Raw genomic sequence first — 24,563 nt, forward strand, 5'->3', positions numbered from 1 at the left:
AATTACATAGGAGGATTTATCATGAATTTGAAAAAAGCAATCGTCGCAACACTGGTCGTATCCAGCATGCTGACTACATTGGCAGGCCCGATTCCTGCGGGGGCCAAGGCGCAAGAACAGAAACAATCGGATCACCGGACGATTCAAATAGATCCGAAGCTTGCTGAAAAGCTGAATCAAGCGATAAAATTATTTGCCGGGAAAGATGTTGAATTGCAGAAGGTGGGCAAGCGTGAATTAATTTATAATAAGGTTGTTGCAGGTCTGGCAGAAGTTCGATCGGTAGATGGAAAATATTGTGTACAATTTGACAGTCTTAAGGATAAGGAAATTATCTTGTGGGTAGGCGGCCAAACCACGATCGACCAAATCAGCAAGCAGCATCAAGAAGAAGTCTTAAAGTGGTTGAAAGTAATAGATGCGAAGTATGCCAAGTATGCAAAGAAGAAGTACGCCTTTGAACAAGAAGTTTGGGTGAGTAAACTAAACGTTAGAGCATTTAATCCTCTTGACAGAGTAAAGCTATCTAAGGAGAAACGGTACGAATTGAAAGGAAAAGATTTCTCCACTTTCTCAATCGATTTTGATGATGATGGTCAACTGAAAACTGATTATCTCCGTATTGATTTTGATAAGAAAGAGCTTGATCCGAAATTGCTGCCAACAGTTATAGCTGCTGCTAAGACGGCGTTTCAACATAAATTTGAAATGACAAGTGCTCAGCTTGCAGTTAATGTATTCCCAATAACGGCTCATGGGAAAAATAAAGCAGAGGCAGCGTGGGTATTTCATGATGGCAAAGTTACGGTTTATGCGGATCCCAATACAGGAGAAATAAAAGGCATGTACAATGAGTTTGGAATAAGAGTACGAGATCATAAGGGAATTTCAGAAAAAGAGGCGAAAGAAGCGGTTGCCCCGTTAGCAAAGAAATTATTTAATATCGACATGAATGGACATAGCGTGAAATGGGATGAACACAGGAAGGATTATTATTTCACCAGCAAAAATGGCATGAATGTGAGAGCAGCGCTCGATGCGAATAAAAAGATTGTATACATATGCGCTGGGAAAGCTGCTGATGCGCAGTTCGACGGTTATGTAGCAGATATGGAAGTGAAATCTAAATAAACGTTGCAAATGAACCATTTAATTATATTTTGACTCAGTATCAGCGATACACCAGTGGTACGCAATGAGAATATGTAGGAGGGTTTAGTATGAATTTAAAAAAAGCAATTCTAGCGTCTATGATCGTATCCAGTATGTTAGTTGCCGTGGCAGGCCCGATTGTTGCAGGAGCCGAGGCTGCGCAAGCGCAGAAGCAAACGGATAATAAGAAGGTTCAGATCGACCAGAAGCTGGCGGCCAAGCTGCAAAAAGCGGTAAAGCAATTCGCGGAGAAAGAGATAAAGTTGCAGGAGGCTGCCGAGACTACATTTGCTACAGATGCAAAGGTTACATCGATTGATGGAAAATATGTCGTCTACTTCGATTATGAAAAAGGAGAAGTAAGGCAAATCAGCGGAACGATCCCAATCGATAAAATCAGCAAACAGGATCAGGAGAAGATCCTGAAAGCACTGAAAAGTGCATACGCGAAGAAAACATACGTCCTTGATAAAGAAGTGGTTCTGAGTCGCCTTTATGATGGTAAAAATGAAAAACTAAAAGATGATTATTTTTCGTATTGGTTGACAGGGAAGGATTTTGAGGCACATTGGGAAGCATCGGGTAAGGCGGAATTTGAGAGTAGAGTTTTAATAAAGCTTGCCAAGGAAGAGCTCGAGTCAAAGTCGCTGGAAACGGCAGCAAAAGCGATGAAAACGGCATTTGATCATGATTTTGAAATCACAGAAGCTCAACTTTATTCTAAAGGTGACAAAGTTCAAACGTTATCACTTAAGGATAACGATGTGTCACTTCAGATGGAAGCAAAAAAGGGAAAGGTCTTGAACGTATTTAATAATACAAGAAAAAAGGTAACGACCAACCAAGAGGTTACGGAAAAAGATGCAAAGGAAGTGGTCGCTCCGCTTGCCAAGGAATTATTCAATATCGATATTTCGGGATGTGAAGTGAAGTGGGACAACCTATTTAAAGATTATTATTTTGTTAAAGGTAAAGAGACGGTATTGCAAGCAGCGTTGGATGCTGAAAAGAAACCCGTGTACATCAGATCGAGCAAATAGACGTTAACTGTATTCGTTTTGCAGTAGTCTCATAAGAGAAAAAAGCAGTCTATCCTCACTTGAGGAATAGGCTGCTTTTGCTCTATTAGTTTTACCATCCGCTTTGCGTTTACAACAGCTGGACAGACGACGAAATCGGCGTCCTTGTTATATTCGAAGCCTTCGCTTACGTTTATGCCATTTGCTGTTGTCTGTTCGAGCAACGCCAACAATTGCTTCCCTTCGTCGGTGCTTCCCGGTGTCACCTCTAGGGCGGTAATAATTTCTTCTTCCGTCATTGCAATATGTTCTTTGTACCCAAAAAACGATTTGGAACTGCTCTTCCAGCCGAAGCGCGCATCTGGAAGCGAGTCTTCTGGATTGATCCCAATAAACCATTTGTATGCCGGATTTACTTGAGCTTCCTGTATGATTCGCTCATCCGAGAGATTGTACAGGATCTGTAAGAACAACAAACGAAACAGTAATCCCGGTTCGTTTGCCGGTCTGCCATAATACTTACAGTATGAAACGATGCGGTTAATTAAGAAGGTCACAATAAACTGCTTACAGAACAAAGGATCTGTTGGAAAGGTAGAAAACTGCCGCCAGGCAGATCCTTTGTCAGTTACTATATTGGTAGTCGCGATCCGGTAACGATTTTCCTCCGCCTCGCAGTTGCACTTGCTGTCGCAATCTATTCTCCTTATTATGGAACATAAGAACTGCTTGCAAGGAGTGCTGAGGTCATGACACAAAAAATATTGATTGTCGAAGACGATATTCATATCTCGAAAATTATTAAAATGAACCTCAATCTAGTAAACTATGAGACCGCCGAGGCTTACGACGGCTTGGAAGCGCTGGAGGCGCTGAAGCGGGGGCCGTTCGACCTCATCCTGTTGGATGTAATGATTCCGCATCTGGACGGATTCGAATTGATGGAGAAAATTCGGCCCTACCGCATTCCGGTCATTTTTCTGACAGCGAAAAACTCAGTATACGACAAGGTCGACGGATTGAAGCTCGGAGCGGACGACTACATCGTCAAGCCCTTCGAAGCGATTGAGCTGCTGGCCCGGATCGAAGCTGTGTTGCGAAGATATGGAAAAGAAGAGCGGCTGATGGCATTTCAAACGATTCAAGTGGATTTGGACAAAAGAGAAGTCATCAAACAAGGGATACCCGTCGAGCTAACGCCGAAGGAATACGACTTGCTTATCGTTCTGCTGAAAAACAAAAATATTGCCCTCTCCAGAGAACAGTTCATCGAAAAAGTATGGGGATACGACTATTATGGGGAGACGAGAACGGTTGATATGCATATCAAATCGCTTCGCAAGAAATTGGATCTCCATGATCATATCAAGACGATATACAAAATGGGCTACCGGCTGGAGGACTAGGGGATGAAGTTTTGGCAGAAAATTTATGTCTTCACGATCCTCGTATTTCTCCTCATCTTTCATGCAGCTTCCATCATGGTCATTGAGCGGAGCCATAACAAAATGCTAGAGCAAGAAATCAACAACGCGATGAGTCAACATATGAGTATCCATACGAGCGTTGAGGCGATTGTACCGATTTTGCGCATCTATGACTCTATTGATTACGAGAAAACGGTATTAACGAGAATTGCCAATGAATTTATACATAAAAACAGTGATCAACGGGTGTACCTGGATATCAGGGACAAAACGAACCGGCCGGTGTTCAGCAATATAAATTTTCCGCTGCCTGCTCAGCGCAACGAGCTGGACAAGCTGAAGGAGAATGAAATCCGCTATATTTTGCGGGACATCGACCAGCGCACGATTCTCTTCACTTCGAACCTGGCGAATATCAATCATAAACCTTATATGTTTACTTACATGGTAGATGTGACTCCCGTATATCAGGATCGGGTGGATCAATATCATTTTTTCTTTAAGGTGGATTTGGCTGCCTGCTTCCTGTTTATGTTGATTATGTTCTTCGTGAGCAGAGGATTGACACGATCCATAGACCGGCTAAACAAGACAGCGAAGGTTATCGCTCAAGGTGGCTTTTCGGAAAGGGTTCGATTGAAGTCCAAGGACGAAATCGGAGTGCTCGCCAACAACTTTAATGAAATGGCGGCAGTCGTAGAGGATAAAATTTCGGATCTTGAACGGCTCAATGAACAAAAGCAACGGTTTATCGATAATTTTACTCATGAGTTAAAAACGCCTTTAACTTCCATTATCGGCTATGCCAATTTTATGAGGACGACCAAGTACAACGAGGAGGTGTTCCTCGACGGCTTGAATGTGATTTATTCCGAAGGAAAACGATTGGAATCGTTATCCCTGAAGCTGATGGATTTGATTCTGCTTCAAGAGGATCGCTTCGAAATGGTGCCGCATGAGCGCTTTCTCAATAAATAAAGCTTCCTATGAGAAGAGAGCGAAGGAACTGCTGAAAACGGGGAAGGTGGAATCCGATCAAGAAGTCGGCCCTATGAAAGGCCAAGTATTTGAGATTATCCAAAAGGATATTGACGATTTAGAGAAGTTTGTGAACGGAGCCAACTATCATGTTTTGGAGAAGCTCGTGAGCGGAACCATTTCTATTGCTTCTTCGCCTCAGAAAAATACTAACAAAATCGATCAAATTGTGCAGGAAGAGTCGATTGCCTATTTCAGCGGGCAGCAAACTCCGGAAGCTGTGGCCGAGCTGATTCAAAATCGGGTAACCACGTTACTGAATGAATAAGCTGCTGCGCAATGAAATGGCCGTGGCTGCGCTCTTCCTGTCGCCAAGCTTTCGGCTTTGCCATCTTTTATTTGATTCCCTTTATCATGGGGGTTCTGTATTCATTTCAAGATAGCCCGGGGAACGGCTCTTTTGTCGGATTTCACAATTATGAGTCACTGTTGGAGAGCGCTTCCTTCCGCAAAGCGGCAGCTAACACTTTTTTATTTACCGGTGTATGCATACCGCTAATCGTTGCTCTGTCACTATTTTTGCCCATCTTCTGAACCAAAGGCTGTTTATCCGCAATTGGCTGCAAACTGCCTTTGTAATGCCGCTCGTAGTGCCCGCCGCTTCCATTGTGATGATGTGGCAAATTGTATTCGACTGGAACGGAACGTTGAACGATTGGCTGCCGGTGACAATTTTATCCTCTTCGAACAATCCTTCGGTTACGGCCGATACGGATTCATTGGAATCGATAACAGTAACAAAAAATACGAGAAATCTTCCTGTATCATCATTACCCATGGAGTGAACAGGATCCGTATAAAGATGAATTCAATCTTTGGAACCTGGATGATCATGCATGTGGAGAAAATGCGAATTCTATCTTATATGAACGTCGAAATGCAATTAGGGAAGGGGATAAGAAAAAGGCCACAAATTTAAAAATGGACTTACGTGAACTAGGAATCGTTGTGAAAAATCAGGGCGAGGATCAATATGTACGAAAGATCAAATACTAATTTCCAATTGATTTCCACAAAGGTTTATGTAAAACTATAGAAGTGAAATTGTAATTCCACTTTTTCCCTCGAAAGGAGATGTTTTAAATGGCTGCTTATATGGTATTGGTGATTTTAACTTAGCCGAATATCGGGCATAGTAAATTCCAATCTTTAATTATAGCTTGGAATGAGAGCAATCGGGAGAACTACCCGTGTTTTTTTGCTATGCCGTAAACAGTAACCTTTCGTGAATACTGCTGTTAGCGGGATACGACGTAGGTCGTATCCCTTTTTGATTATAAGCCGACTTTTGGCTTTTCGCCGCGAAACAGCAGCTTCTTAGGAGGCTGCTTGTTCGCGGTATTTTTATGCCCAAAAACAACTTTAATTTTAGGAGAGGATCGGCTCAATGATTGATTTAAAACAATACGGCTATATCGAAGCCGAAACGCCGCCGATAGGATTAATACCCGGAAGGGTTACGGAACTTCAGCGGGACCAATATACCGTCATCACCGAACAAGGAGAAGTGACGGCTGTATTGAAGGGTGCATTCTACCACTCTGTGGGGACTCGAGAGGAGTTTCCGTGCGTTGGCGATTTTGTATTTCTACAATACAACGAAAGCGGCGCTTCGCGCATTGCCAAATTGCTGCCTCGCCGCTCGAAATTTTCCCGCGCTGATTATTCGGGACACGCAGCAGGGTATGCCAAAACCATACTGGAACAAGTCGTAGCAACGAATTTTGATTACGTATTTATCGCGTCGTCCCTAAACTGGGATTTCAAGGTCAGCCGCATCATGCGCTACCTGACACAGACACGGCAGAGCGGGGGTCAGCCTGTCGTAATCTTAACAAAAGCTGACTTGATCCCGGATTTCAGCACACCGTTAGCTGAGGTTCAGAAAACCGCCCCTGGTGTGCCGGTACACGCAGTTTCCAGTCATACCAGGAGTGGCTTAGATGAGTTGAGTGAATATCTGCAACCAGGAAAAACCGTGGTATTCCTCGGCATGTCCGGCGTGGGGAAATCCTCGCTGCTAAACGCATTGATGAATCAGGATGTAATGACTGTCAAGGGTATCCGCGAGGCCGACAGCCGGGGTCGGCACACAACAACGCATCGCCAGCTTTTCATGCTCCCTTCAGGCGCGATGGTTATTGATACGCCGGGAATGCGTGAACTTGGGTTGTTCGGTGCGGACGACGGGATCAGCGCGGGATTTCACGATGTGGAGGATTTAATCACACAGTGTCGCTTCAGTGACTGCCGCCATCAGACGGAGCCGGGCTGCGCAGTTCTTGTCGCTCTTGCCGATGGATCATTGGCGCCAGAGCATTGGGAGCGTTACCTTGTACAGAAGCGTGAAAACAAGTTTGTGGATGATAAAACGGGGTATCTCATAAATAAACGGGCGTGGCAAAAGTCGATTGCCATGCAACATAAGGGTAAAAAGGGAGGACACAAGAAATGAACAACCATGATGAAATGTTTGTAAAGCCCGAAATACTGGTGCTTGTTGTGAGTAAAATGCTCGGCAAGACGATAATCCGCGCAGATTATCAACTTAAAGAGTTGCAAGGCGGGACAGTAGGAGATGTTCGGCTTGTAACGGGCATGGCTGAAACTTCCGACGGTGAAAATCTGCCGTATAAGGTAGTTTGGAAAACACAGAAAAAATGGGAGCGTTATGGTGATCCGGATTCATGGCGAAGGGAATACGATCTCTATGCATCGGATTTCAACAAGGTTTTCTTCGATTCGTTCCGTTGTCCGGAGTGTTATCACGCCGAAATAAATGGCGATGAGATACAGCTATGGATAGAATATATTGATGGTGTGTCAGGCTTAAATCTAACCTCAGAAATGTATGAACGTGCAGCCGAGGAATTGGGGCGGTTTCAAGGCAAGCTGTACGCTGAACGACCAAACGTCTTGCAGAATTTGACCAATTTAAGCAAGGTTGAGTTTACAAAAAACTACTATCTGCGGTATCGGTCATGGAATGTTTTGTATGATTACATACGCTCCGACGACTGCGAAATTCCGAAGCACCTATGTAAAATGCTTATAGACTTAGATAACAATGCGGACGAAATATTCAGTCGCATTGAAAAGCTGCCAATCGTACTTTGCCACAGAGATTTTTGGGTGGCAAACATATTCGATTCGGACAGTAAAATCGTACTTATCGATTGGGATACCGCCGGATGGGGGTATCTGGGCGAGGATATCGCGAGTTTATTAGCGGACGAAGCGGATGTCTGTCATATGGTTGAATACTACCAAAGATGCATTCCGGCGTATTACAGGGGTTTTTCGGAATATGCGGATGTGTCTCACAACTCCGATCATTGTATTTATGAACTAATCCTTGTTATGTTCGGATACAGGCTTGTGGAGTGGTATAAATTCGCTGAGTCGCCCGAAGATAAATCAATGCACCTTAATACCTTGCAAAAAATCTATGAGATGAGAAATTTGTAGATCCTGTCTAATAAATCCTTCTGCTATGGAAATGGCATACGCCTGCTTCGTAGCATTAGGATTTTTTTGTTCAGGCAAGAACATTGCCGACATTCATGATGAGATGCATCAATCGATTTGTCAATAGAAACTTACAGCTTATGTTGTGAGTTTGTTTTTTTTATTAAAAGCAGAATAAAGATGGAATTGAAGCAATAGAGATAAACGGTGTTATTTAACAAATGTAAAAAAGTGGAATGTAGTAGTATCATTATAGTCTGAAATCCATTTATTACTTACCAAGATGGATACGCCAGCATTTAAATGCTAGCTATGCATATATTTCATTTGTTCTAGGAGGATTTGATGAGAAAACTTAAGAAGTCACTTCAGGTTTTATCTCTTACGGTGGTAACAGCGGTTGTAGTAGCTGGCTCGCCATCTTGGGCACTAGCCCAAACTTCAGAGCCAGTCACCACACCAACAGAGCCAGTCACCACACCATCAGAGCCAGTCATCACACCAACGGAGCCAGTCATCACACCAACAGAGCCAGTCATCACGCCAACGGAGCCAGCCATCAAACCATCAGAGCCAGTCATCAAACCATCAGAGGAAGCCATTACAGAGCTAAATAATCTTGTTGTTCAGCGAAATTTTGAAGTAAAAGCGCTTGGAGATATATGGGCGGAAGGCGACCGAGAGCGTAGATTGATAAATGCTAGAAAAATATATCAGCCGACAGGGTTGTATGCACAGCCCAATGAACAAATTAAGATTGAAGTTTCAGGTGACAAACCAATTACAGCGGTTATTGGAATACATCGTCATGATAAAGAATGGGCGCTTTTTTATCCATTACAACCAGGCATAAACACAATTACCTCACCAAATGGCGGTTTGTTATCATTTGATAACAGCAACAATGAAGGTAGTATTAATGTAAATGTAGTGAGCGGGGGGAGTCCTGTTCCATTCTTTGTATTAGGCAAGAATACAAATGCGGATTGGCAGGCAATGATGAATGCATATCCTAATGCACCTTCTGTTGTTCTTCAATCAGAAAGAGCTCTCTTTGTCTTCTATTATACTACTGCTAGAGATCATATCTTGAATCAAGATCCAACTACTCTTTTACAGACTTATGATAAGTTTATTACAGCACAGGATCAAATATCTGGACTATCTAGTTCTGATTCTGATCCTAGGCATCGGTTAGATAGGCATTTGATTGGCTTTATTGAATCAGAAAATACCATACCAGGAGCGTATGCATATGCAAATTGGGATGGGGCAATTATGCCTAAAGATACTGGAGCAAGTGCCGATGCTTTAGACCTTACAAGAACGGGTTGGGGGCAGTATCATGAGGCAGGTCATCTGAGACAACAAGCACCTTGGAATTGGGATGGGATGACTGAGGTTAATGTAAATATATATTCTATAGCCGCTAAGAAGGCTCTTAAGCCTACTGAACCTGCAAGATCCCCAGGCGAGTACTTAGCTGCTTTCACGTTTGTAGATCAGCCAACCAAGAATTTTGCAGACTCTAATTCAAAATTAGAAATGCTGTGGCAGCTTAATCTTGCTTTTGGGGATAACTTCTACCCACAGTTACATCGATTATATCGTGAGATGGCACAAGCAGATCTGCCAACTACAGATGATCAGAAAAAACAGGCATTTATTCTCAACACTTCAAAAGTAGCTCACTATGACTTGACGCCTTTCTTTGATAAATGGGGTTTACCTGCAACAAATGAAACAAAAAACAAGATTAATGCATTGAATTTACCTCTTCTAACCGCACCAATTTGGTTTGGGTCAGATTATAACATCATTAAACCGACTGATGGAATGGATAAGGTAAAAGGTATTGGGGGTATCATTGCCGCAACAGCAAATAGCGAAGAGACTTCACAGGGTAATGCCGCAGTATATGCATTTGATGGAGATACAAAAACTATCTGGCACAGTGCATGGAATAACCCAAATCAGTTTCCTTACCATATTACAGCAAAGTATTTAAATCCTACAACATTCACCAAGCTAACCTATCTACCACGACAAAGTGAAGAAAATGGAATTATTACAAAATATAGAATCCTAACTAGTCTTGATGGAGTATCCTTCAATGAGGTTGCCACAGGCACTTGGGCAAAGGACAAAACAGAAAAGACAGCCACTTTCACACCTACTCTTGCCAAATATGTTCGACTTGAAGTACCTCAAGGTGGTGGCACAAATGGTTTTGCATCTGCAAGTGAGATTAAACTCTTTGAAGCACCACAACCTGTTACAACGTATCTGAGCGATATTAATTGGTTTTCTGCCACAGCAGGTTGGGGAACAGTCCAAAAAGATCGTAGTGTTGATGGAAATACACTCAAGTTAAATGACAAGACCTATACAAAAGGTTTGGGCACACATGCTAACAGTGAAATTGTCTACAAACTGAATGGGCAGTACACATCCTTTGCCGCGCTAGTTGGGGTAGATAGTGAGGTAGGTACTGTAGGTACTGTGGAGTTCAAAGTTGTTGTAGACAATCAAGTTGTATTCACTAGTGGCGTAATGAATAAAAATACAGCGGCAAAAGAGGTAAACGTTAATCTATCTGGAAAGAATGAGCTAAAACTCATTGTCACAGATGGCGGAGATGGTATAAATAGTGACCATGCCGATTGGGTAAATGCTCGTCTTATCAAATAGTATTGTTGTGTTGCTTTACTAGTAAGTGTCTAATAGCCCTCACCTTGTTATCGAGGTGTGGGCTATTTTGCTTTTAATCGTCCTTAATACCGTCAGTTTAGCACTTTATTTTTAATATAGCGTTTTTTGTTCATGCTCCGTTCATATTGCATTCATTGTGAGGACATCTTGGTTGGCTAGACTTGTAGTGGTGGATCGCAGGGACATTGTACAGATAACAAGAGGAGCTGAAGAGTTTGACACAACCAGCAGGAAAGGAAATAAGGAAGATCGGGGATCTACAGTCTGGATTATGTGAACCAATATCCTAACGAAGTGCGAGCGTTTATCGGGCTGGATAGCAGTGTTCCCTCGCTGAGTGAACAGAAGATTGATTCGTCAGTGACAGAACCGATTAAATGGTTCCGCGACTTGGGCTTCGCCCGTATACAATTGAAACTAAGTGCTGACCCTTATGATGGACTGCCTTATGATGAACAAACGAAAGAACAATTGAACATTTTGATACGCAAAAACATGTATAATGCAACTCAATTAAATGAGGTAGAGAGCATGTATTCCAACTTTAATGCAACAGAACAGCAATCTTTCCCTCCTAATTTACCTGTTCTTTTCTTTGTCCAAGCGCACCACCCTGTGACGGATCGATGGATCCCCGAACATGAGAAGCAAATAAAGGATTGAGATTAATCGTAGATAAAGCATATAGCCTCTTATATAATGAAACTATCTTCAAAAATGAAGGGACTGAACTATGCGCAGATGTCAATATTTTCAACCTAACTATTAAAATATAATGGAGGTAAAAGTATTGATTACAGAGTTACACACAGAACGTTTACATTTGAGAAAAATGAAGATAGCGGATTCGTCTAGTTTGTTTAAAATTTGGTCTGATCCGGACGTAACTAAATTTATGAATATTTGTAGTTTTACTAATGAAAATCAAGCACTGGATATGATTAATCTCTTTGATGGTCTTTCTCAAGAGAGTAAGGCTATTCGTTTCTCCATCATTAAAAAAGATTCCAATGAGATTATTGGTTCTTGCGGTTATAATGACTTAGATTTTGAAAATGGCAAGGCAGAGATTGGATATGACATTGCTAAATCATTTTGGGGAAGAGGGTACGCTACAGAAGCTATCTCTTCTCTGTTAGAACATGGATTTTCATCCTTAAAGCTGAATCGAATCGAAGCAAGGGTTGACCCCAGAAATGTGAATTCTATGAAGCTTTTACAAAAGCTCAACTTCAGGTTTGAAGGAACACTCAGACAATACGAGAGAGTAGACGGAAAGTTTAACGATCTCAGTATTTATTCGAAATTAATATCAGATTGATTTTATTGAAGATATTAATAGTGAGGTAGGGGATTAATATGCCCCTACCTCTTCTTATTATCAAGGCCCGAGCACAGTCCAAGCATCGTTCGGGCCATTTTTCACATCTGGGTATTCATTTTGTGTCCACCATTTGGCTTGATACTTCACTCCGTTATAAGAAACAATGTCACCTTGAACATAAGTGGAGGAAGCGAGGGAAGGGGTCAACTTGTACTTGAACGGTACAAAGACAATCCCTAGGCTTGTTGCATATTGGATTGCATCAAACTCTGCTGGCAGTGTTTCGATAGGTAACCAAGGGCCGCCGTTATAACCGATCTGTATTTCGAGCAGAATAACGTCACCCGGAGATAATATTTTCTCCTTTTTATTTTCTTGAATTTTTCTGTTGCTAGCTGGACAGATAAAAGAAGCACGGATGAGTCGGAACGCAACTATCTTACAGACGAAGATCGTGTCGGGCAGCATATCTGACCTCCACCTCATGGACAGGTTGAATGAAGGAATGTGGGAGCGTAGTCTCTGTGAGACATGGGAGAGTTCAAACGGTCAACTTCTAAGGATACGTGAGTATTTAAGAGAAATGCGTTTCTACATAGAGGGAGTAAAACTTGACTTTTTAAATAAATTTTTATATGCTATAGCATGTATTTTGTGAAAGAACATGAAACAGTATGGGTTCAATGATGTGACTATGTGAATTGGAATCAGGTGTACTGGAGTACTGGGGTACTATAGGTAAGTCAACATTCCATAATAATAATTGGGGGAAAACTATGGAATTATATAATTTAACGGGTTTTTTGATTCACCGTACGGATGTTAAAATGACCAACTATTTTACAAAGCAATTAAAGCCCTATGAGATGACGCCAGAGCAATGGAGTATTATCAGTGTTCTAGACGGGGATAGACCAACAACTCAAAAAGAGCTTGCGGAAGCAATCGACCGAGATCAGAGCACGGTTGTTCGAATGATCCACTCGCTCGAGAAGAAGGAGATCGTCAAACGGATTGTAAATGATACAGATAAACGATCTCATAACTTATATCTGAGCGATAAAGGTATACTACTCAAATCAGAACTACTGCCGGTTGTCATCGAAGCACACAAGCACGTGACAAGATACTTAAGTGAAGATGAATTTCAGGTACTGGAATCTTTACTTGAAAAACTGTATGCAAGTGTTATGGATGACGGTTAGATCATCTTCGTTCCACGTTACCCGAGACGGTACGCACAAGACCCGACTCTATGGTCTTACGTCTATGAAAGCTTTTAAGAAACGATTTTGTCAAAAGAAATAAATATTTTTGTATATTATATGCTATAGCATATAATATACTCCGAGAAAGGGGGGGATTTTCTTGGTTATTATCATTTTGCAAGTTATTATAGGATTATTTTTTATGTTTACTGGGAGTAAGATTATTTCCGGTAAAATGGCAGATGAGTTCAAGCGTTTCGGCATGCCTCCCATCTTTAATTTTTTGACGGGATTTATTGAGATTGCATCTGCAATCGGATTATTTGCAGGTATTTGGTTTCCAATAGCGGCTGTTATTGCAGGATTTTTACTAGCGGTTACGATGTTTGTCGCAGCATTTACACTTCTTGCTATTGCTAAGGATCCTTTTCCAAAAGCAATACCAGCTATCGTACTTTGCTTATTGTCTGTCATCGTCAGTATGAATCATTTGATCTAGTTTGAAAGCTAGTGATGATAAAATCCTTCTAACTTTGCTGAATGTATATGAATAAAGTTAAAGGAAATAATATGAAACAATTTAAGTGAGGAGTTTTTTAAGTGGTTATTAATTGGTCAACAACAGCTGTCTATAACACAATAATGTCAGTTGCAACTGGTATAGGGTTATTATTAATGCTTCGATTTGAATCCCATTTAGCTAAAGGAAAAGTTGGGCAACTAGAAGGTTGGGCTATAGGATTTGGTATACCCGGGTTTATATTAACGCTAACAGGAGCTCATATGACCCTTACTTGGCCCTTGTCAAAGATTGGATTCCCATTTGATGATATTATATTTGGTGAGTCTTCTCTAGGTTTTGGGGTTCTGCTTCTGGCTGCAACCGTCTTAATATGGAGAAAATCTAATCTATATGTAAAACAAGGCATTAATATGAACGATACGAAAATAGTATCCAATACATTAAAGTCAGAATTACCATATTTATTAAAACCAGTATCTTATTTTGCTGCAGCAATGGGGCTAGCACTCATCTCAATCGCATTTGCAGGTATTGGATATCAATTATTTGCAGCGCCACCAGAAGAACCAATATCAGGAGCTTTTGCTGATTATCCAATGTTGGAAGCTACTTTTATGTCAGGATTATTCGCGATTATAGGGATTGGAGCTGTATTATTTCCTTTTGCCTTAAACAAAGACGCAAATCCAAACTCTGCTAAAGTTATTAAATTCCTTTGGGCACTTGCAGGCATAGCCTTTGTTCTATTTGGAGCCATGAACTACTTTACACATATTGGATTGATTGTGAATACAATGCCCAAATAGTATTGAATGATATACAATGACTATCGCTCCCAATTCGATAAAATGCGGGTTGCATAAAAAGATAAAGGGAGAAAAATTAACCTGCTATTAGTGATAGGTTGGTATTGGGTCAAAGAATTATGAATATAATTCCATCCTCATGAGAGCGATTATCGGGCTGGATAGCAGTGTTCTCTCTGTGAGTGAACAGAAGATTGATTTGTCAGTGACAGAACCGATTAAATGGTTCCGCGACTTGGGCTTTGACCGATTACAATTGAAACTAAGTGCTGACCCTTGTGATGGACTGACTTAGGGGTTTACTTACAGAGCTGAAGTATAGGGTTATCGAAGATAATAAGTAGAAGAGGTAGGGAATGGATATGCCCCTACCTCTCTTTTATTTAATCAAGTTTTATTCTTTTAGCATGAACCGAGCACAGTCCAAACATCGTTGGGGCCACTTTTCAGATCTGGATATTCATTTTGCGTCCACCATTTGGCTTGATACTTCACTCCATTATAAGAAACAATGTCACCTTGAACATAAGTGGAGGAAGCGCTCCATGGAGCAGGGCAGGGGTCAACTTGAACTTGAACGGTCACCGAGTTACTTGCCGCAGATAAATTACTAAAGCCATCCCGAGCCTTAACGGTGAACGTATATGAACCACTTGTTAATCCACTGATCGTGGCGGAGTTGCTAGTTGATCTTGCTTTAGCAATAGGATCGTTATTTACAAAAATGTCATAGCCGATCAATCCAACATTGTCCGTAGAAGCTGTCCAATTCAAGTTAGCTGTGCCAGAGGTAGAATTAACAACTAGATTGGTTGGTGCGAGTGGTGCTTCTGTATCGGTAGGCACAGCACCTGGCGCAGGTAAATTCGTAATTATTTGTTGCAAATTAGGTAGGGTACCGATTCTATCATTTGCTATATCGGTAGTCGGGGTATTGGACGGTAACCATCTCAGTATTCTACGAACTTCATCTGGCGAATACGGTACGCCGAATTGGGCTTTCGCGATCCCTTGCAGTTGTAGAATCGAACCTACAACGACAGGTGAAGCAGATGATGTTCCATTAAAATAGTCGGTATAACCGGTTGTCGAAGCGGTACTTGTTGCACTTAAGGTAGCAACGTTCTCCCCAATACCGTAGGAGTCAATTCGATTGCCATGGCTGCTGAAGCCAAGTCTGTGGTGAGGTGCAGTTGATGAGCCCGCTCCAACAAGTATAGCTCCAGAATCTTTGAAATCGGGGAGATCCCGATTGAAGATGTATTTATTATCCCAATGCTTGTACTGATCGAGATCAACACCACCATTGGCTCCCGCTTCTACAACGACAATCCCTAGGCTTGTTGCATATTGGATTGCATCAAACTCTGCCGACTGTGTTTCGATAGGTAACCAAGGGCCGCCGTTATAACCGATCTGTATTTCGAGCAGAATAACGTCACCCGGAGATAATACTTGTGTGGCCGCTAAAATTGCTTCTGCTGTACCACCTGTACGAACTAAAGAGGATACAATCGGCGTAGCTTTGTTAGCTAGCCCGATATTGCCAATAGCATTGTCAACTGCGGATACAACCCCGAGTACAGCCGTACCGTGACTAGCATCTCCATCATTAGTGCCGCCGGGCAAAAGCTGAATGTTGTGAGCGGCTAAATCTTCATGATTTAGTGCCCAATTCCACTCGATATCGGCCCACTTGGTGCCTTTGCCATCGCCACCTTCAAATTGCCAAGCATAGGGAGCGTTAGTACCTAGAGGATCTGCTTGCGCATAACTTTGCAAGGAGAAGCGCGGATCATCACTTGGAAGGACTGGTGTTGTGTTCGGAAGAGGCGCATTGGCCAATTCTGGTTTTTTACTTACGTATGCTTCCTCAACGAGCGGGAAGCCTCGCAACGTTTGCAATAACTGTTCGACGTCAGCACCAGCGGGAATTTTGGAATAATAATAGCGATCAAACACGGATGCAAAAGGATTAGCAGCTAAGCTCTTGTTAGCTGACGGTAAGAATTCCTCTGAGATTAGCGGATCAAACGATAATTCTGGTACAGCTGAGAGCGGCGATATTTCTTGTTGCAGTTGAAGTTTTCCTTCATTACTTGGCAGGAAGGCTTGTTCTTTAAGTTTGACGACAATTTTTTCTTCAAATACTGAAGTTGCAGTGTTGGAGAATGATGTACTCGTTGGAAAGGACTGTCCACTCTCTGAAGCGTAAGCTCCATTTGACCAAGTACCTAATGAAAAAAGCAAGGTTGAGGCTAGAGCGACGGACAACGTTTTTTTAAATCGGGAAAAAGTGTGTTTAATCGTAATCTCTCCTTTCCATTCTCTTGGATTCTTTTGTTGCTAGCTAAATAAATAGGCTAACAATTGTCAGTATAAGGTAAGGTAAAAACTGGTTCAATCCCGAGGTAAGCGTAATCAACGACAGCAATATACAGATATCACTTTATAACTTCTATTTACTCTATTTCACATAGGTTCAGTAGGAAATAATGTCGAATCCCCTTTTAGGGCAACAAAAATATCGGTTGGATACAATGTTATATCAAATGTTGAGCACGATTGGAGGAATAGATGATGGCAAAGGATTCAACGTTGAAGAATGTTCACAAAAATGTTTAGGTTTATCTATTGTAAATAGCTATGTAGAGGATAAACTAAAAGGGAGCATGCAATTTGAATCTACAGCGTGTGGAACAATAGTTTCATTCACGTTTAATATGTAATAGAGGACTACAAAGGCGTAGTCTTACTTAAAGCAAAGAGGCTTAAGGTTATAACATTCCTATGGAATCGGTATAACTTTAGGCCTCTTTGTGTTTATTATCTGTTTGGAAGATCAGGAAAGTGTACCACAGCTCTATTGGTTGCTATGCTCATTCCAAGTAAAAAGGGTCCCAAAGAACTGCACCTAGAAATTAGAGGAGGGTACTTATGAGTATCGATAAAAAGATGATTGAAGAGATGGTTCGTAAAATCATCATGGAAAAAGTAGGGTCTGATGCGATTGAACAGAACGTTCAGAGAGGTCCTGGAGGGATTACTTCTGTTAAAGTGCCAAACATGAAAGTAACAGAAGAGGATCGTCTCGATACAGGCAACCCGAATGATATCGTCTATTGTAAGGATCTTTTCTCTCTACAGGAAAGTCCAAGACTTGGCTGCGGTATCATGGAGATGAAAGAAACAACCTTTGACTGGACACTTAACTATGATGAAGTTGATTATGTGATTGAGGGACATCTGGATGTTATCATTGATGGTACAAAGGTGTCAGCTGGTCCAGGAGAAGTGATCCTGATTCCAAATGGAAGTAAGATTCAATTTTCTGTGCCAGAATATGCACGATTTATCTATGTAACATATCCGGCTAACTGGGCAGAACAAGCGTAACATTCCAAGATCGTTGACGAGGAACTTCGGCTGTTGGTGGCATTATATTAGGAATCGTAGAATATATGAACAAAGACGCTCTCAACATAAGAGCGTCTTTTTATGATTTCATTTTCGAACAAATGTTCGGTTTCTGGAGCAGTTAAATTAAAAATGGGTTCCATCGATTTCCATATTATGAGTATAACTTATTAAAAATTATAAGTCTATATTTAATTTCCCAAGTACTTTATCATTGGTTTACCTGGCCGGGGAAAACGGTGAATATTCGTAGACCTATACGGATGTTTGCGTTAGAGAAGAGGGAGAACATTTGAAATTACATGTTTGGGATGTGAATTTGAAAATTCGCCTAATCGGCGAGGGACTGTTCAATTTATTGTTTTGGATGTACTTCCCTTTTATTACGGTCTACTTTAGTGAAGCGTTAGGTAAACAGACAGCAGGGATGTTAATGTCGATCCCGCCCCTCATTAGCATACTTGGCAGCATGGTTGGAGGGAGTTTAGCGGATAGGGTGGGACGTCGTCCTATGATGTTGGCAGGCGCTTCCCTTAAAGCGTGTATGTTCGCATTGTTTGCTTTGTCCAGTTCACATTGGGTTAATTATTTCGCCTTTATTGGCATTGGATTAGGAGGTGCCCTCTATGGACCTGCCAGCGATGCGATGGTAGCGGATCTTATTTCCGATAAGGATCGCCGGCAGGTGTTCGCCACATTTACGACAGCTCATAATATTGGTGCTGTATTAGGACCCGCATTGGGGGCATTTTTTTTCTTTCAATACCGAAGTGAACTGCTATGGACTTGTACAATCGTCATGCTGTTCTATACGGTTGCAATCTTTCTGAGAATTCGTGAAAGTATGCCGGGTACCAGCCAAAAGGTTTCATTACATGCAGTTTCAACTTCGATAAAAGAACAATGGAAAGGCTATGGAGTCATCTTTCAGGATAAAATATTTGTTCTATATATTCTGGCAGGCGTTTTCTCTATTATAACAATCATGCAATTGGATCTGTATTTAGCGATATATATCACCCAATATGTCCCGTCACAATCCCTTCTCACTTGGAATGATTGGTCGCTCCGGCTTACGAGTACAGAAGTATTTGGATGGATTCTTGGGTTAAATGGTCTGCTGTTCGTTCTATTTGTCTTACCCGCTACAAAATGGTTAAATCGCTTAAGAGATCGCGACGTGTTCATTCTGTCATCGGCATTGGCTGGGTTAGGCATGTTCGCTATTGGATTAACGACGCATATTTGGTTACTATTCCTCATCACGATCGTATTTACGTTTGGAGAAATCATACGTTCTCCGGTGACCAATAACTTTGTAAGTCAGTATGCACCTGTGAATGCGAGAGGGCAATATATGGGGGCATCGAGGTTGCAATTCACGATTGGGAGATTCGCAGCACCCTTGACCGTTATTTTATCGGCATGGGTACCTCCAATGGGGGTTTTTACTTTCATCCTTGTCTGTGCACTCATTAGTATCATTCTTTATATAAAACTTTTTAAGATCTATGCATATGATGAGTCTGTATCCAGATAGGGAAGGAGGAACGTTAAACGCGCGATCTCGGATCTCATTCCTTCTGGGCACCTTCAAGTTCATAAAAGCCCTATATCAGGGAAGTCTTCATACTTGTCTTTGATTTAGGGACAACATAGTGTTATGTTGGTACAAATGCCCTTATGAAATGGCTTAGCCTTTGGATGAGCTATTTCAAGGAGGAACTCATCTGTAAGCCTTGATGGACTAATGTTTTTTTCCTTTACTGTCTACAATAAGTTTGAAGGTACGCGGCTAGCCCCAACTCATAAACCTCTTAAAGGCCGAGGGGCTTCTAAGTTCGCTCAGCTAGACATCACCGTTTCCCTGAAGGAGGACAACTGTATTGGATGCGCAGTTTCTAGATTTATTGGCCCAGAAATATGATACGGAAGAAAAAGTCGTAACAGAAATCATCAATCTTAAAGCGATCTCCAATCTACCCAAGGGAACTGAACATTTTGTCAGTGACTTGCATGGGGAGTTCCAGGCTTTTCAGCATGTACTCAGAAACGGTTCTGGTACCGTAAAAGAGAAAATCAAAGAATTGTTCCAAGAGGTTTGGACGGATAAAGAAATCAATGATTTTGCGGCGTTAGTTTATTATCCGGAAGAAAAAATACAGCTGGTTAAAGGAGACCTGTGCAATCAACAAGCCTTGAACCGGTGGTATAGACAAACGATTGAACAAATGCTTAAGCTCATTTCTTATGCCTCCTCCAAATATACGCGCTCGAAATTGCGTAAAGCTCTACCGGAGCAGTTCGTATATATTATAGAAGAGCTTCTGTACAAGACGGATTCTACCAACAATAAGGATCCTTATTATGAGGAAATATACCGGCAGATTATCTCCTTGGGTCAGGCGGATAAGCTGATTATCGGCCTTGCTTATACGACCCAGCGCCTAGTGGTTGACCATCTTCATGTGGTCGGAGATATCTATGACCGCGGGCCGGACCCCGATAAAATTATGGATACGCTTATCAACCACCATTCTGTAGACATTCAATGGGGGAACCATGATGTCCTGTGGATAGGCGCCTATGCGGGTTCTCTGGTCTGCCTTGCGAATATTATCCGGATCTGCGCCAGATACGACAATTTGGACATTATCGAAGACGTATACGGAATCAATCTTCGCCCGCTGCTGAACTTGGCGGAGAAATACTATAATGACAATCCAGCCTTCAGACCGAAGCTGCAGGCCGATCATAACGTATCGGAGCAGGAAATCCTGCAGATTACCAAAATCCATCAAGCCATTGCCATAATCCAGTTTAAGCTTGAAATCCCGATTATCAAAAGACGTCCTTACTTCCATATGTCTGAAAGGCTTTTGCTTGAGCAGATCGATTACGACAAAAATGAAATCAAGATCGGCAGAAAAACGTACCCGCTGGAAAACACCTGTTTCGCTACCGTAAATCCGCAACAGCCTGAACAATTGCTGGAGGAAGAACAACAGGTGATGGAGAAGCTGCTGTTCTCCGTTCAGCATTCCGAAAAGCTGGCCAGACATATGAATTTCCTTATGAAGAAGGGTAGCCTTTATTTAAAATACAACGGGAATTTGTTGATCCACGGCTGCATTCCTTTGAATGAAGAAGGAAACATGGAAGAAATGCAGATTGAAGACAAGAGCTATTCGGGTCGTCAGCTGATCGATGTTTTTGAATATTATTTGCGTTACGCCTTTGCAAATCCGGAAGAGACGGATGATCTGGCTACGGATATGGTATGGTACATCTGGACAGGGAAATGTTCCTCGCTCTTTGGAAAGAGAGAAATGACCACCTTTGAGCGGTACTTTATCCAAGATAAAGAAACCCACAAGGAGAGAAAGAACCCTTACTACCATTTGCGGGAAAATGAGGAGATCTGCCGGAAAATCCTGCAAGAGTTTGATTTGAATCCGGATCATGGACATATCATTAACGGGCATACTCCGGTTAAAGAAATTAGTGGAGAGAACCCTGTTAAAGCAAATGGGAAAATGGTCGTCATTGACGGCGGTTTTTCCAAAGCCTATCAATCCACAACGGGTATCGCCGGATATACCTTGTTGTATAATTCCTTTGGCATGCAGCTCGTCGCGCATAAGAAATTTAATTCAAAAGAAGATGTGTTATGTAACGGAACGGACGTATTGTCTGTAAAAAGACTGGTGGACAAAGAACTGGAACGGAAACTGGTGAGGGAAACCAATGTCGGGGAGAAGCTGCTGCAGAAAATCTCGAATTTGAAGAATCTCCTGGAATATCGCTACATGAAATGAAACAGCTGCTAAATGAAGCAACTGTTAAAGGTAAAAGAGCCGCCCGAGGGTGGTCAAGACCCCATTTAATGGACATAGAAAAAGAAGCAAGCTGTCGTCGGTACTCTACTGGCGGCAGCTTCTTTAGCTTTCTTTGTGATTGAGGCATTGTCGTTACAAATGCCTTTCCTCATTACGTTTCTTCTTGCATCTCTCTTTCTATTTTGCTATATTTGATATTAACAAAATGATATTATTAAAATGTTACTAACTATAAATTGATGTTGAGGAACTCATTTCGAAGAGCTGCACGGCTAGAATAAATAACAATGGAGGTAAAGACGCTTGAATTTGTTGGATCGCGATGGACTTTCGGAAAGTGAATTTTTCGAGCAGTACCGTGCCGGGGATTACGAACGGCCTTCGGTGGCGGCGGACGTGGTTATTTTCACAGTAACGAAAACGGAGGTGGACAGCTACCGCAAACTTCCGGAAAAAGAGCTGCGTATATTGCTCATTCGCCGCGGTGGTCATCCATTCTTGGGCAGTTGGGCGCTTCCAGGCGGATTCGTCCGGCCGAATGAGACGACGGAGCAGGCGGCGGTGAGGGAGCTGCGCGAGGAAACCGGTGTGGATGACGTATATTTGGAGCAGTTGTACACCTTCAGCGATGTTGGAAGGGATCCGCGCACCTGGGTGATGAGCTGCAGCCACATGGCCTTAATTAACAGCGATCAGGTGCAGCTGAAAGCAGGGGATGACGCTGTCGGCGCAGCCTGGTTCAAGGCAACCTATCGGCTCCTGCGTGAGCGTAAAGAGTTTATTGAGGATGGGTTTGTGAAAACGATGGAATACGAGCTCAAGCTAAGCAGCGAAGAGGAAGAGCTTACGGCAGTTGTGGAATGGACGATGACGTCAAAGCCGGCCTCGACGTCGACCTCCTACTCCATCGTATCAAATCACGGATTGGCTTTTGATCATGCGAAGATTATCGCCTGCGCTATTGAGCGACTGCGGGGAAAAGTGAATTATACCGGCATTGCGCTGCATTTGATGCCGCACCTCTTTACTTTGACGGAGCTGCAGCAGGTTTACGAGGTGATCTTGGACAAAGAATTATTGAAAGCCGCCTTCCGGCGTAAAGTGGCGCATCTTGTAGCGGAGACCGATCATTATACTGAAAATGCGGGACACCGTCCTTCCCGCTTGTTTCGAAGAAATTTGGAGGAATATCGATGATGATGATATACAATATCGAGCAGTTAAGAAAAGCATATATTGCAGGTAAAACGTTCAAGTTTGTCTTCTTCTGGGGCCATACACCGCCAAAAGACGGCGGGGTTGACAAAAGCTGTTTTAGCCAATGGTGGATGAGCCCTTTCGTGGTAGAGGGACACGAGTATTCCTGTGTCGAGCAGTTTATGATGTCCGAGAAAGCAAGACTTTTTGGAGATGGCGAAATGTTGGACGCGATTCTTAAAGCTAAGCATCCTAAGGAAATGAAAGCCTACGGGCGTGCAGTTAGAAACTTCGACAAGGACATTTGGGACAACGAATGCTATGGCATCGTTAAAAGAGGCAATTTGGCCAAATTTTCGCAGAATCCGAAGCTTGGCGAATATCTCAAGTCAACGAAAAATCGTATTCTCGTCGAAGCCAGCCCACGGGATCGCATTTGGGGAATCGGCATGGGACAGTCCAATCCAGATGTGGAGAATCCACTAAAATGGCATGGTAGGAACCTACTCGGATTTGTGCTGACCGAAGTGAGAGACGAATTACTGCAAGATTAACATCTACCGGATTTGTTATTGATGAAAGAAGAGGGAATGAAATGAAACGAAAAGAAATTGCTGAGGAAACATTACGAATACAGCGGCAAGGCTTCTATGAATATAAGGGGCGGCGGGTAGAATTCGTCACTGCACAAAAGCAATCCGAGGCAAATAGCGAGCTGATTACACCGGATCAGGGAGAGACACTGGTACGAGGAATTGACGAGCTGCCTAAGTTGCCGCCAGAACCCGTATATTCTGTCGCCAACGAGACCACAGTAAAGTCGATCTTGGATTTTACGGAGCTAGGGAAAGGGCGCGTCGGCGTGTTAAACTTTGCCAGCGCGAAAAATCCCGGAGGTGGATTTCTAAACGGGGCGATGGCTCAGGAAGAAAGCCTGGCGGCCTCCAGCGGATTATATGAAACACAGCTGCGCAATGAACGTTATTATAAGGCTAATCGGGCCTGTAAATCGATGATGTATACGAATCACGCCATCTATTCCCCGGACGTAGTGTTTTTCCGTAACCAGCGGTTCGATCTTATAGAGCGGCCGGTGACAGCTTCAGTATTGACTCTGCCCGCCGTGAATTATGGGCAGGTTCTGCTTAAGGGAGAGGATCCCCGGAAAGCGAAATGTATGATGAAAGACAGGATGCGACTGGCCTTAGCCATATTCGCCCAAAAAGGCGATAAAAACCTCATTTTGGGTGCCTACGGCTGCGGTGTTTTCCGGAATGACCCGGTGAAGGTAGCAGGATGGTGGCGGGAGCTGCTGAAGGATGAAGGCTTAGGATACCTATTTTCGGAAATTCGTTTTGCGGTCTTAGACACTTCCAAAGAGGGCAAGTGCATTCATGCTTTTGAAAAGGAGTTCAATGGGAACAGAGGGTGAA

At 42.5% G+C, this 24,563-nt stretch carries 20 protein-coding genes and 3 pseudogenes; 20 read left to right on the forward strand and 3 right to left on the reverse strand.

Annotation, left to right across the window (positions count from 1 at the left end; all coding sequences use genetic code 11):
- The first annotated feature begins 21 nt into the window (after positions 1 to 21).
- Positions 22 to 1,131, forward strand: a complete 1,110-nt coding sequence (locus BLS15_RS07735; RefSeq protein ID WP_090510826.1) for a hypothetical protein — start codon at positions 22 to 24, stop codon at positions 1,129 to 1,131.
- An 89-nt stretch (positions 1,132 to 1,220) separates the two neighbouring features.
- Positions 1,221 to 2,192, forward strand: coding sequence for a hypothetical protein (locus tag BLS15_RS07740; RefSeq protein ID WP_090510828.1), 972 nt, complete (start codon positions 1,221 to 1,223; stop codon positions 2,190 to 2,192).
- A 98-nt stretch (positions 2,193 to 2,290) separates the two neighbouring features.
- Here BLS15_RS07740 and BLS15_RS07745 read toward each other — a convergent pair.
- Positions 2,291 to 2,749: pseudogene (locus BLS15_RS07745) on the reverse strand (transposase); the annotation flags it as partial.
- A 171-nt stretch (positions 2,750 to 2,920) separates the two neighbouring features.
- On the opposite strand from BLS15_RS07745, the gene BLS15_RS07750 reads away from it, so the two are divergent.
- From BLS15_RS07750 to BLS15_RS07795, 9 genes and pseudogenes are all read left to right on the forward strand, one after another.
- Positions 2,921 to 3,577 carry a response regulator transcription factor gene (locus tag BLS15_RS07750; RefSeq protein WP_028532883.1) on the forward strand — a complete coding sequence of 219 codons (657 nt, stop codon included), beginning with the start codon at positions 2,921 to 2,923 and terminating at the stop codon, positions 3,575 to 3,577.
- A 3-nt stretch (positions 3,578 to 3,580) separates the two neighbouring features.
- A complete protein-coding gene (locus BLS15_RS07755) occupies positions 3,581 to 4,576 on the forward strand; it encodes a HAMP domain-containing protein (RefSeq protein WP_231515136.1) in 996 nt (331 codons plus the stop codon).
- Positions 4,554 to 4,904, forward strand: a complete 351-nt coding sequence (locus tag BLS15_RS07760; protein ID WP_021253329.1) for a hypothetical protein — start codon at positions 4,554 to 4,556, stop codon at positions 4,902 to 4,904. Before BLS15_RS07755 ends, BLS15_RS07760 begins: the two co-directional genes overlap by 23 nt.
- A pseudogene (locus tag BLS15_RS29400) lies at positions 4,897 to 5,298 on the forward strand (carbohydrate ABC transporter permease); the annotation flags it as partial. The gene BLS15_RS07760 and the pseudogene BLS15_RS29400, both read left to right, overlap by 8 nt.
- A 725-nt stretch (positions 5,299 to 6,023) precedes the next feature.
- Positions 6,024 to 7,091: a ribosome small subunit-dependent GTPase A gene (rsgA, locus tag BLS15_RS07775; RefSeq protein ID WP_090510832.1), complete on the forward strand. Its 1,068-nt coding sequence runs from the start codon at positions 6,024 to 6,026 to the stop codon at positions 7,089 to 7,091.
- Positions 7,088 to 8,104 carry an aminoglycoside phosphotransferase family protein gene (locus BLS15_RS07780; RefSeq protein ID WP_021253332.1) on the forward strand — a complete coding sequence of 339 codons (1,017 nt, stop codon included), beginning with the start codon at positions 7,088 to 7,090 and terminating at the stop codon, positions 8,102 to 8,104. Before rsgA ends, BLS15_RS07780 begins: the two co-directional genes overlap by 4 nt.
- A 345-nt stretch (positions 8,105 to 8,449) precedes the next feature.
- Complete coding sequence (locus tag BLS15_RS07785; protein ID WP_090510835.1) at positions 8,450 to 10,795, forward strand: NPCBM/NEW2 domain-containing protein; 2,346 nt, start codon at positions 8,450 to 8,452, stop codon at positions 10,793 to 10,795.
- A 270-nt stretch (positions 10,796 to 11,065) separates the two neighbouring features.
- Positions 11,066 to 11,476 (forward strand): annotated as a pseudogene (locus BLS15_RS07790) (alpha/beta hydrolase); the annotation flags it as partial.
- 130 nt (positions 11,477 to 11,606) lie between these two features.
- Positions 11,607 to 12,137 carry a GNAT family N-acetyltransferase gene (locus tag BLS15_RS07795; protein ID WP_090510839.1) on the forward strand — a complete coding sequence of 177 codons (531 nt, stop codon included), beginning with the start codon at positions 11,607 to 11,609 and terminating at the stop codon, positions 12,135 to 12,137.
- A 60-nt stretch (positions 12,138 to 12,197) separates the two neighbouring features.
- Here BLS15_RS07795 and BLS15_RS07800 read toward each other — a convergent pair whose 3' ends face one another.
- Positions 12,198 to 12,608 (reverse strand): carbohydrate-binding protein, encoded by a 411-nt coding sequence (locus BLS15_RS07800; RefSeq protein WP_175460735.1) that lies wholly within the window; start codon positions 12,606 to 12,608, stop codon positions 12,198 to 12,200.
- A 308-nt stretch (positions 12,609 to 12,916) separates the two neighbouring features.
- Here BLS15_RS07800 and BLS15_RS07805 point away from each other — a divergent pair, with 308 nt between their 5' ends.
- The 3 genes from BLS15_RS07805 (at position 12,917) to BLS15_RS07815 (ending at position 14,677) form a co-directional block, all read left to right on the forward strand.
- Positions 12,917 to 13,345 carry a MarR family winged helix-turn-helix transcriptional regulator gene (locus tag BLS15_RS07805; protein WP_090510845.1) on the forward strand — a complete coding sequence of 143 codons (429 nt, stop codon included), beginning with the start codon at positions 12,917 to 12,919 and terminating at the stop codon, positions 13,343 to 13,345.
- A gap of 163 nt (positions 13,346 to 13,508) precedes the next feature.
- Complete coding sequence (locus BLS15_RS07810; RefSeq protein ID WP_005550722.1) at positions 13,509 to 13,847, forward strand: DoxX family protein; 339 nt, start codon at positions 13,509 to 13,511, stop codon at positions 13,845 to 13,847.
- 101 nt (positions 13,848 to 13,948) lie between these two features.
- Positions 13,949 to 14,677 (forward strand): DUF981 family protein, encoded by a 729-nt coding sequence (locus BLS15_RS07815; protein ID WP_090510848.1) that lies wholly within the window; start codon positions 13,949 to 13,951, stop codon positions 14,675 to 14,677.
- A gap of 402 nt (positions 14,678 to 15,079) precedes the next feature.
- Here the strand turns inward: BLS15_RS07815 and BLS15_RS07820 are convergent, their stop codons facing one another.
- On the reverse strand, positions 15,080 to 16,951 hold the full coding sequence (locus BLS15_RS07820; protein WP_090510850.1) for a S8 family serine peptidase: 1,872 nt from the start codon (positions 16,949 to 16,951) through the stop codon (positions 15,080 to 15,082).
- Between the two features lie 663 nt (positions 16,952 to 17,614).
- Here BLS15_RS07820 and BLS15_RS07825 point away from each other — a divergent pair.
- The 6 genes from BLS15_RS07825 (at position 17,615) to BLS15_RS07850 (ending at position 24,562) form a co-directional block, all read left to right on the forward strand.
- The gene (locus BLS15_RS07825; RefSeq protein ID WP_090510854.1) at positions 17,615 to 18,073 is read left to right on the forward strand and encodes a cupin domain-containing protein; all 459 of its coding nucleotides are present in this window, start codon (positions 17,615 to 17,617) and stop codon (positions 18,071 to 18,073) included.
- A gap of 313 nt (positions 18,074 to 18,386) precedes the next feature.
- Complete coding sequence (locus BLS15_RS07830) at positions 18,387 to 19,634, forward strand: MDR family MFS transporter (RefSeq protein WP_090510859.1); 1,248 nt, start codon at positions 18,387 to 18,389, stop codon at positions 19,632 to 19,634.
- A 346-nt stretch (positions 19,635 to 19,980) separates the two neighbouring features.
- On the forward strand, positions 19,981 to 21,912 hold the full coding sequence (locus BLS15_RS07835; RefSeq protein ID WP_028532876.1) for a fructose-bisphosphatase class III: 1,932 nt from the start codon (positions 19,981 to 19,983) through the stop codon (positions 21,910 to 21,912).
- A 324-nt stretch (positions 21,913 to 22,236) separates the two neighbouring features.
- On the forward strand, positions 22,237 to 23,130 hold the full coding sequence (locus BLS15_RS07840) for an NUDIX domain-containing protein (protein ID WP_090510863.1): 894 nt from the start codon (positions 22,237 to 22,239) through the stop codon (positions 23,128 to 23,130).
- A gap of 2 nt (positions 23,131 to 23,132) precedes the next feature.
- On the forward strand, positions 23,133 to 23,684 hold the full coding sequence (locus BLS15_RS07845) for an NADAR family protein (protein ID WP_028532875.1): 552 nt from the start codon (positions 23,133 to 23,135) through the stop codon (positions 23,682 to 23,684).
- Between the two features lie 41 nt (positions 23,685 to 23,725).
- Entirely contained in the window at positions 23,726 to 24,562 is an 837-nt protein-coding gene (locus BLS15_RS07850) for a TIGR02452 family protein (protein WP_028532874.1), read from the forward strand.
- Position 24,563: the final 1 nt, after the last annotated feature.

Source organism: Paenibacillus sp. cl6col (assembly GCF_900102125.1).
Lineage (GTDB): Bacteria > Bacillota > Bacilli > Paenibacillales > Paenibacillaceae > Paenibacillus_B > Paenibacillus_B suaedae.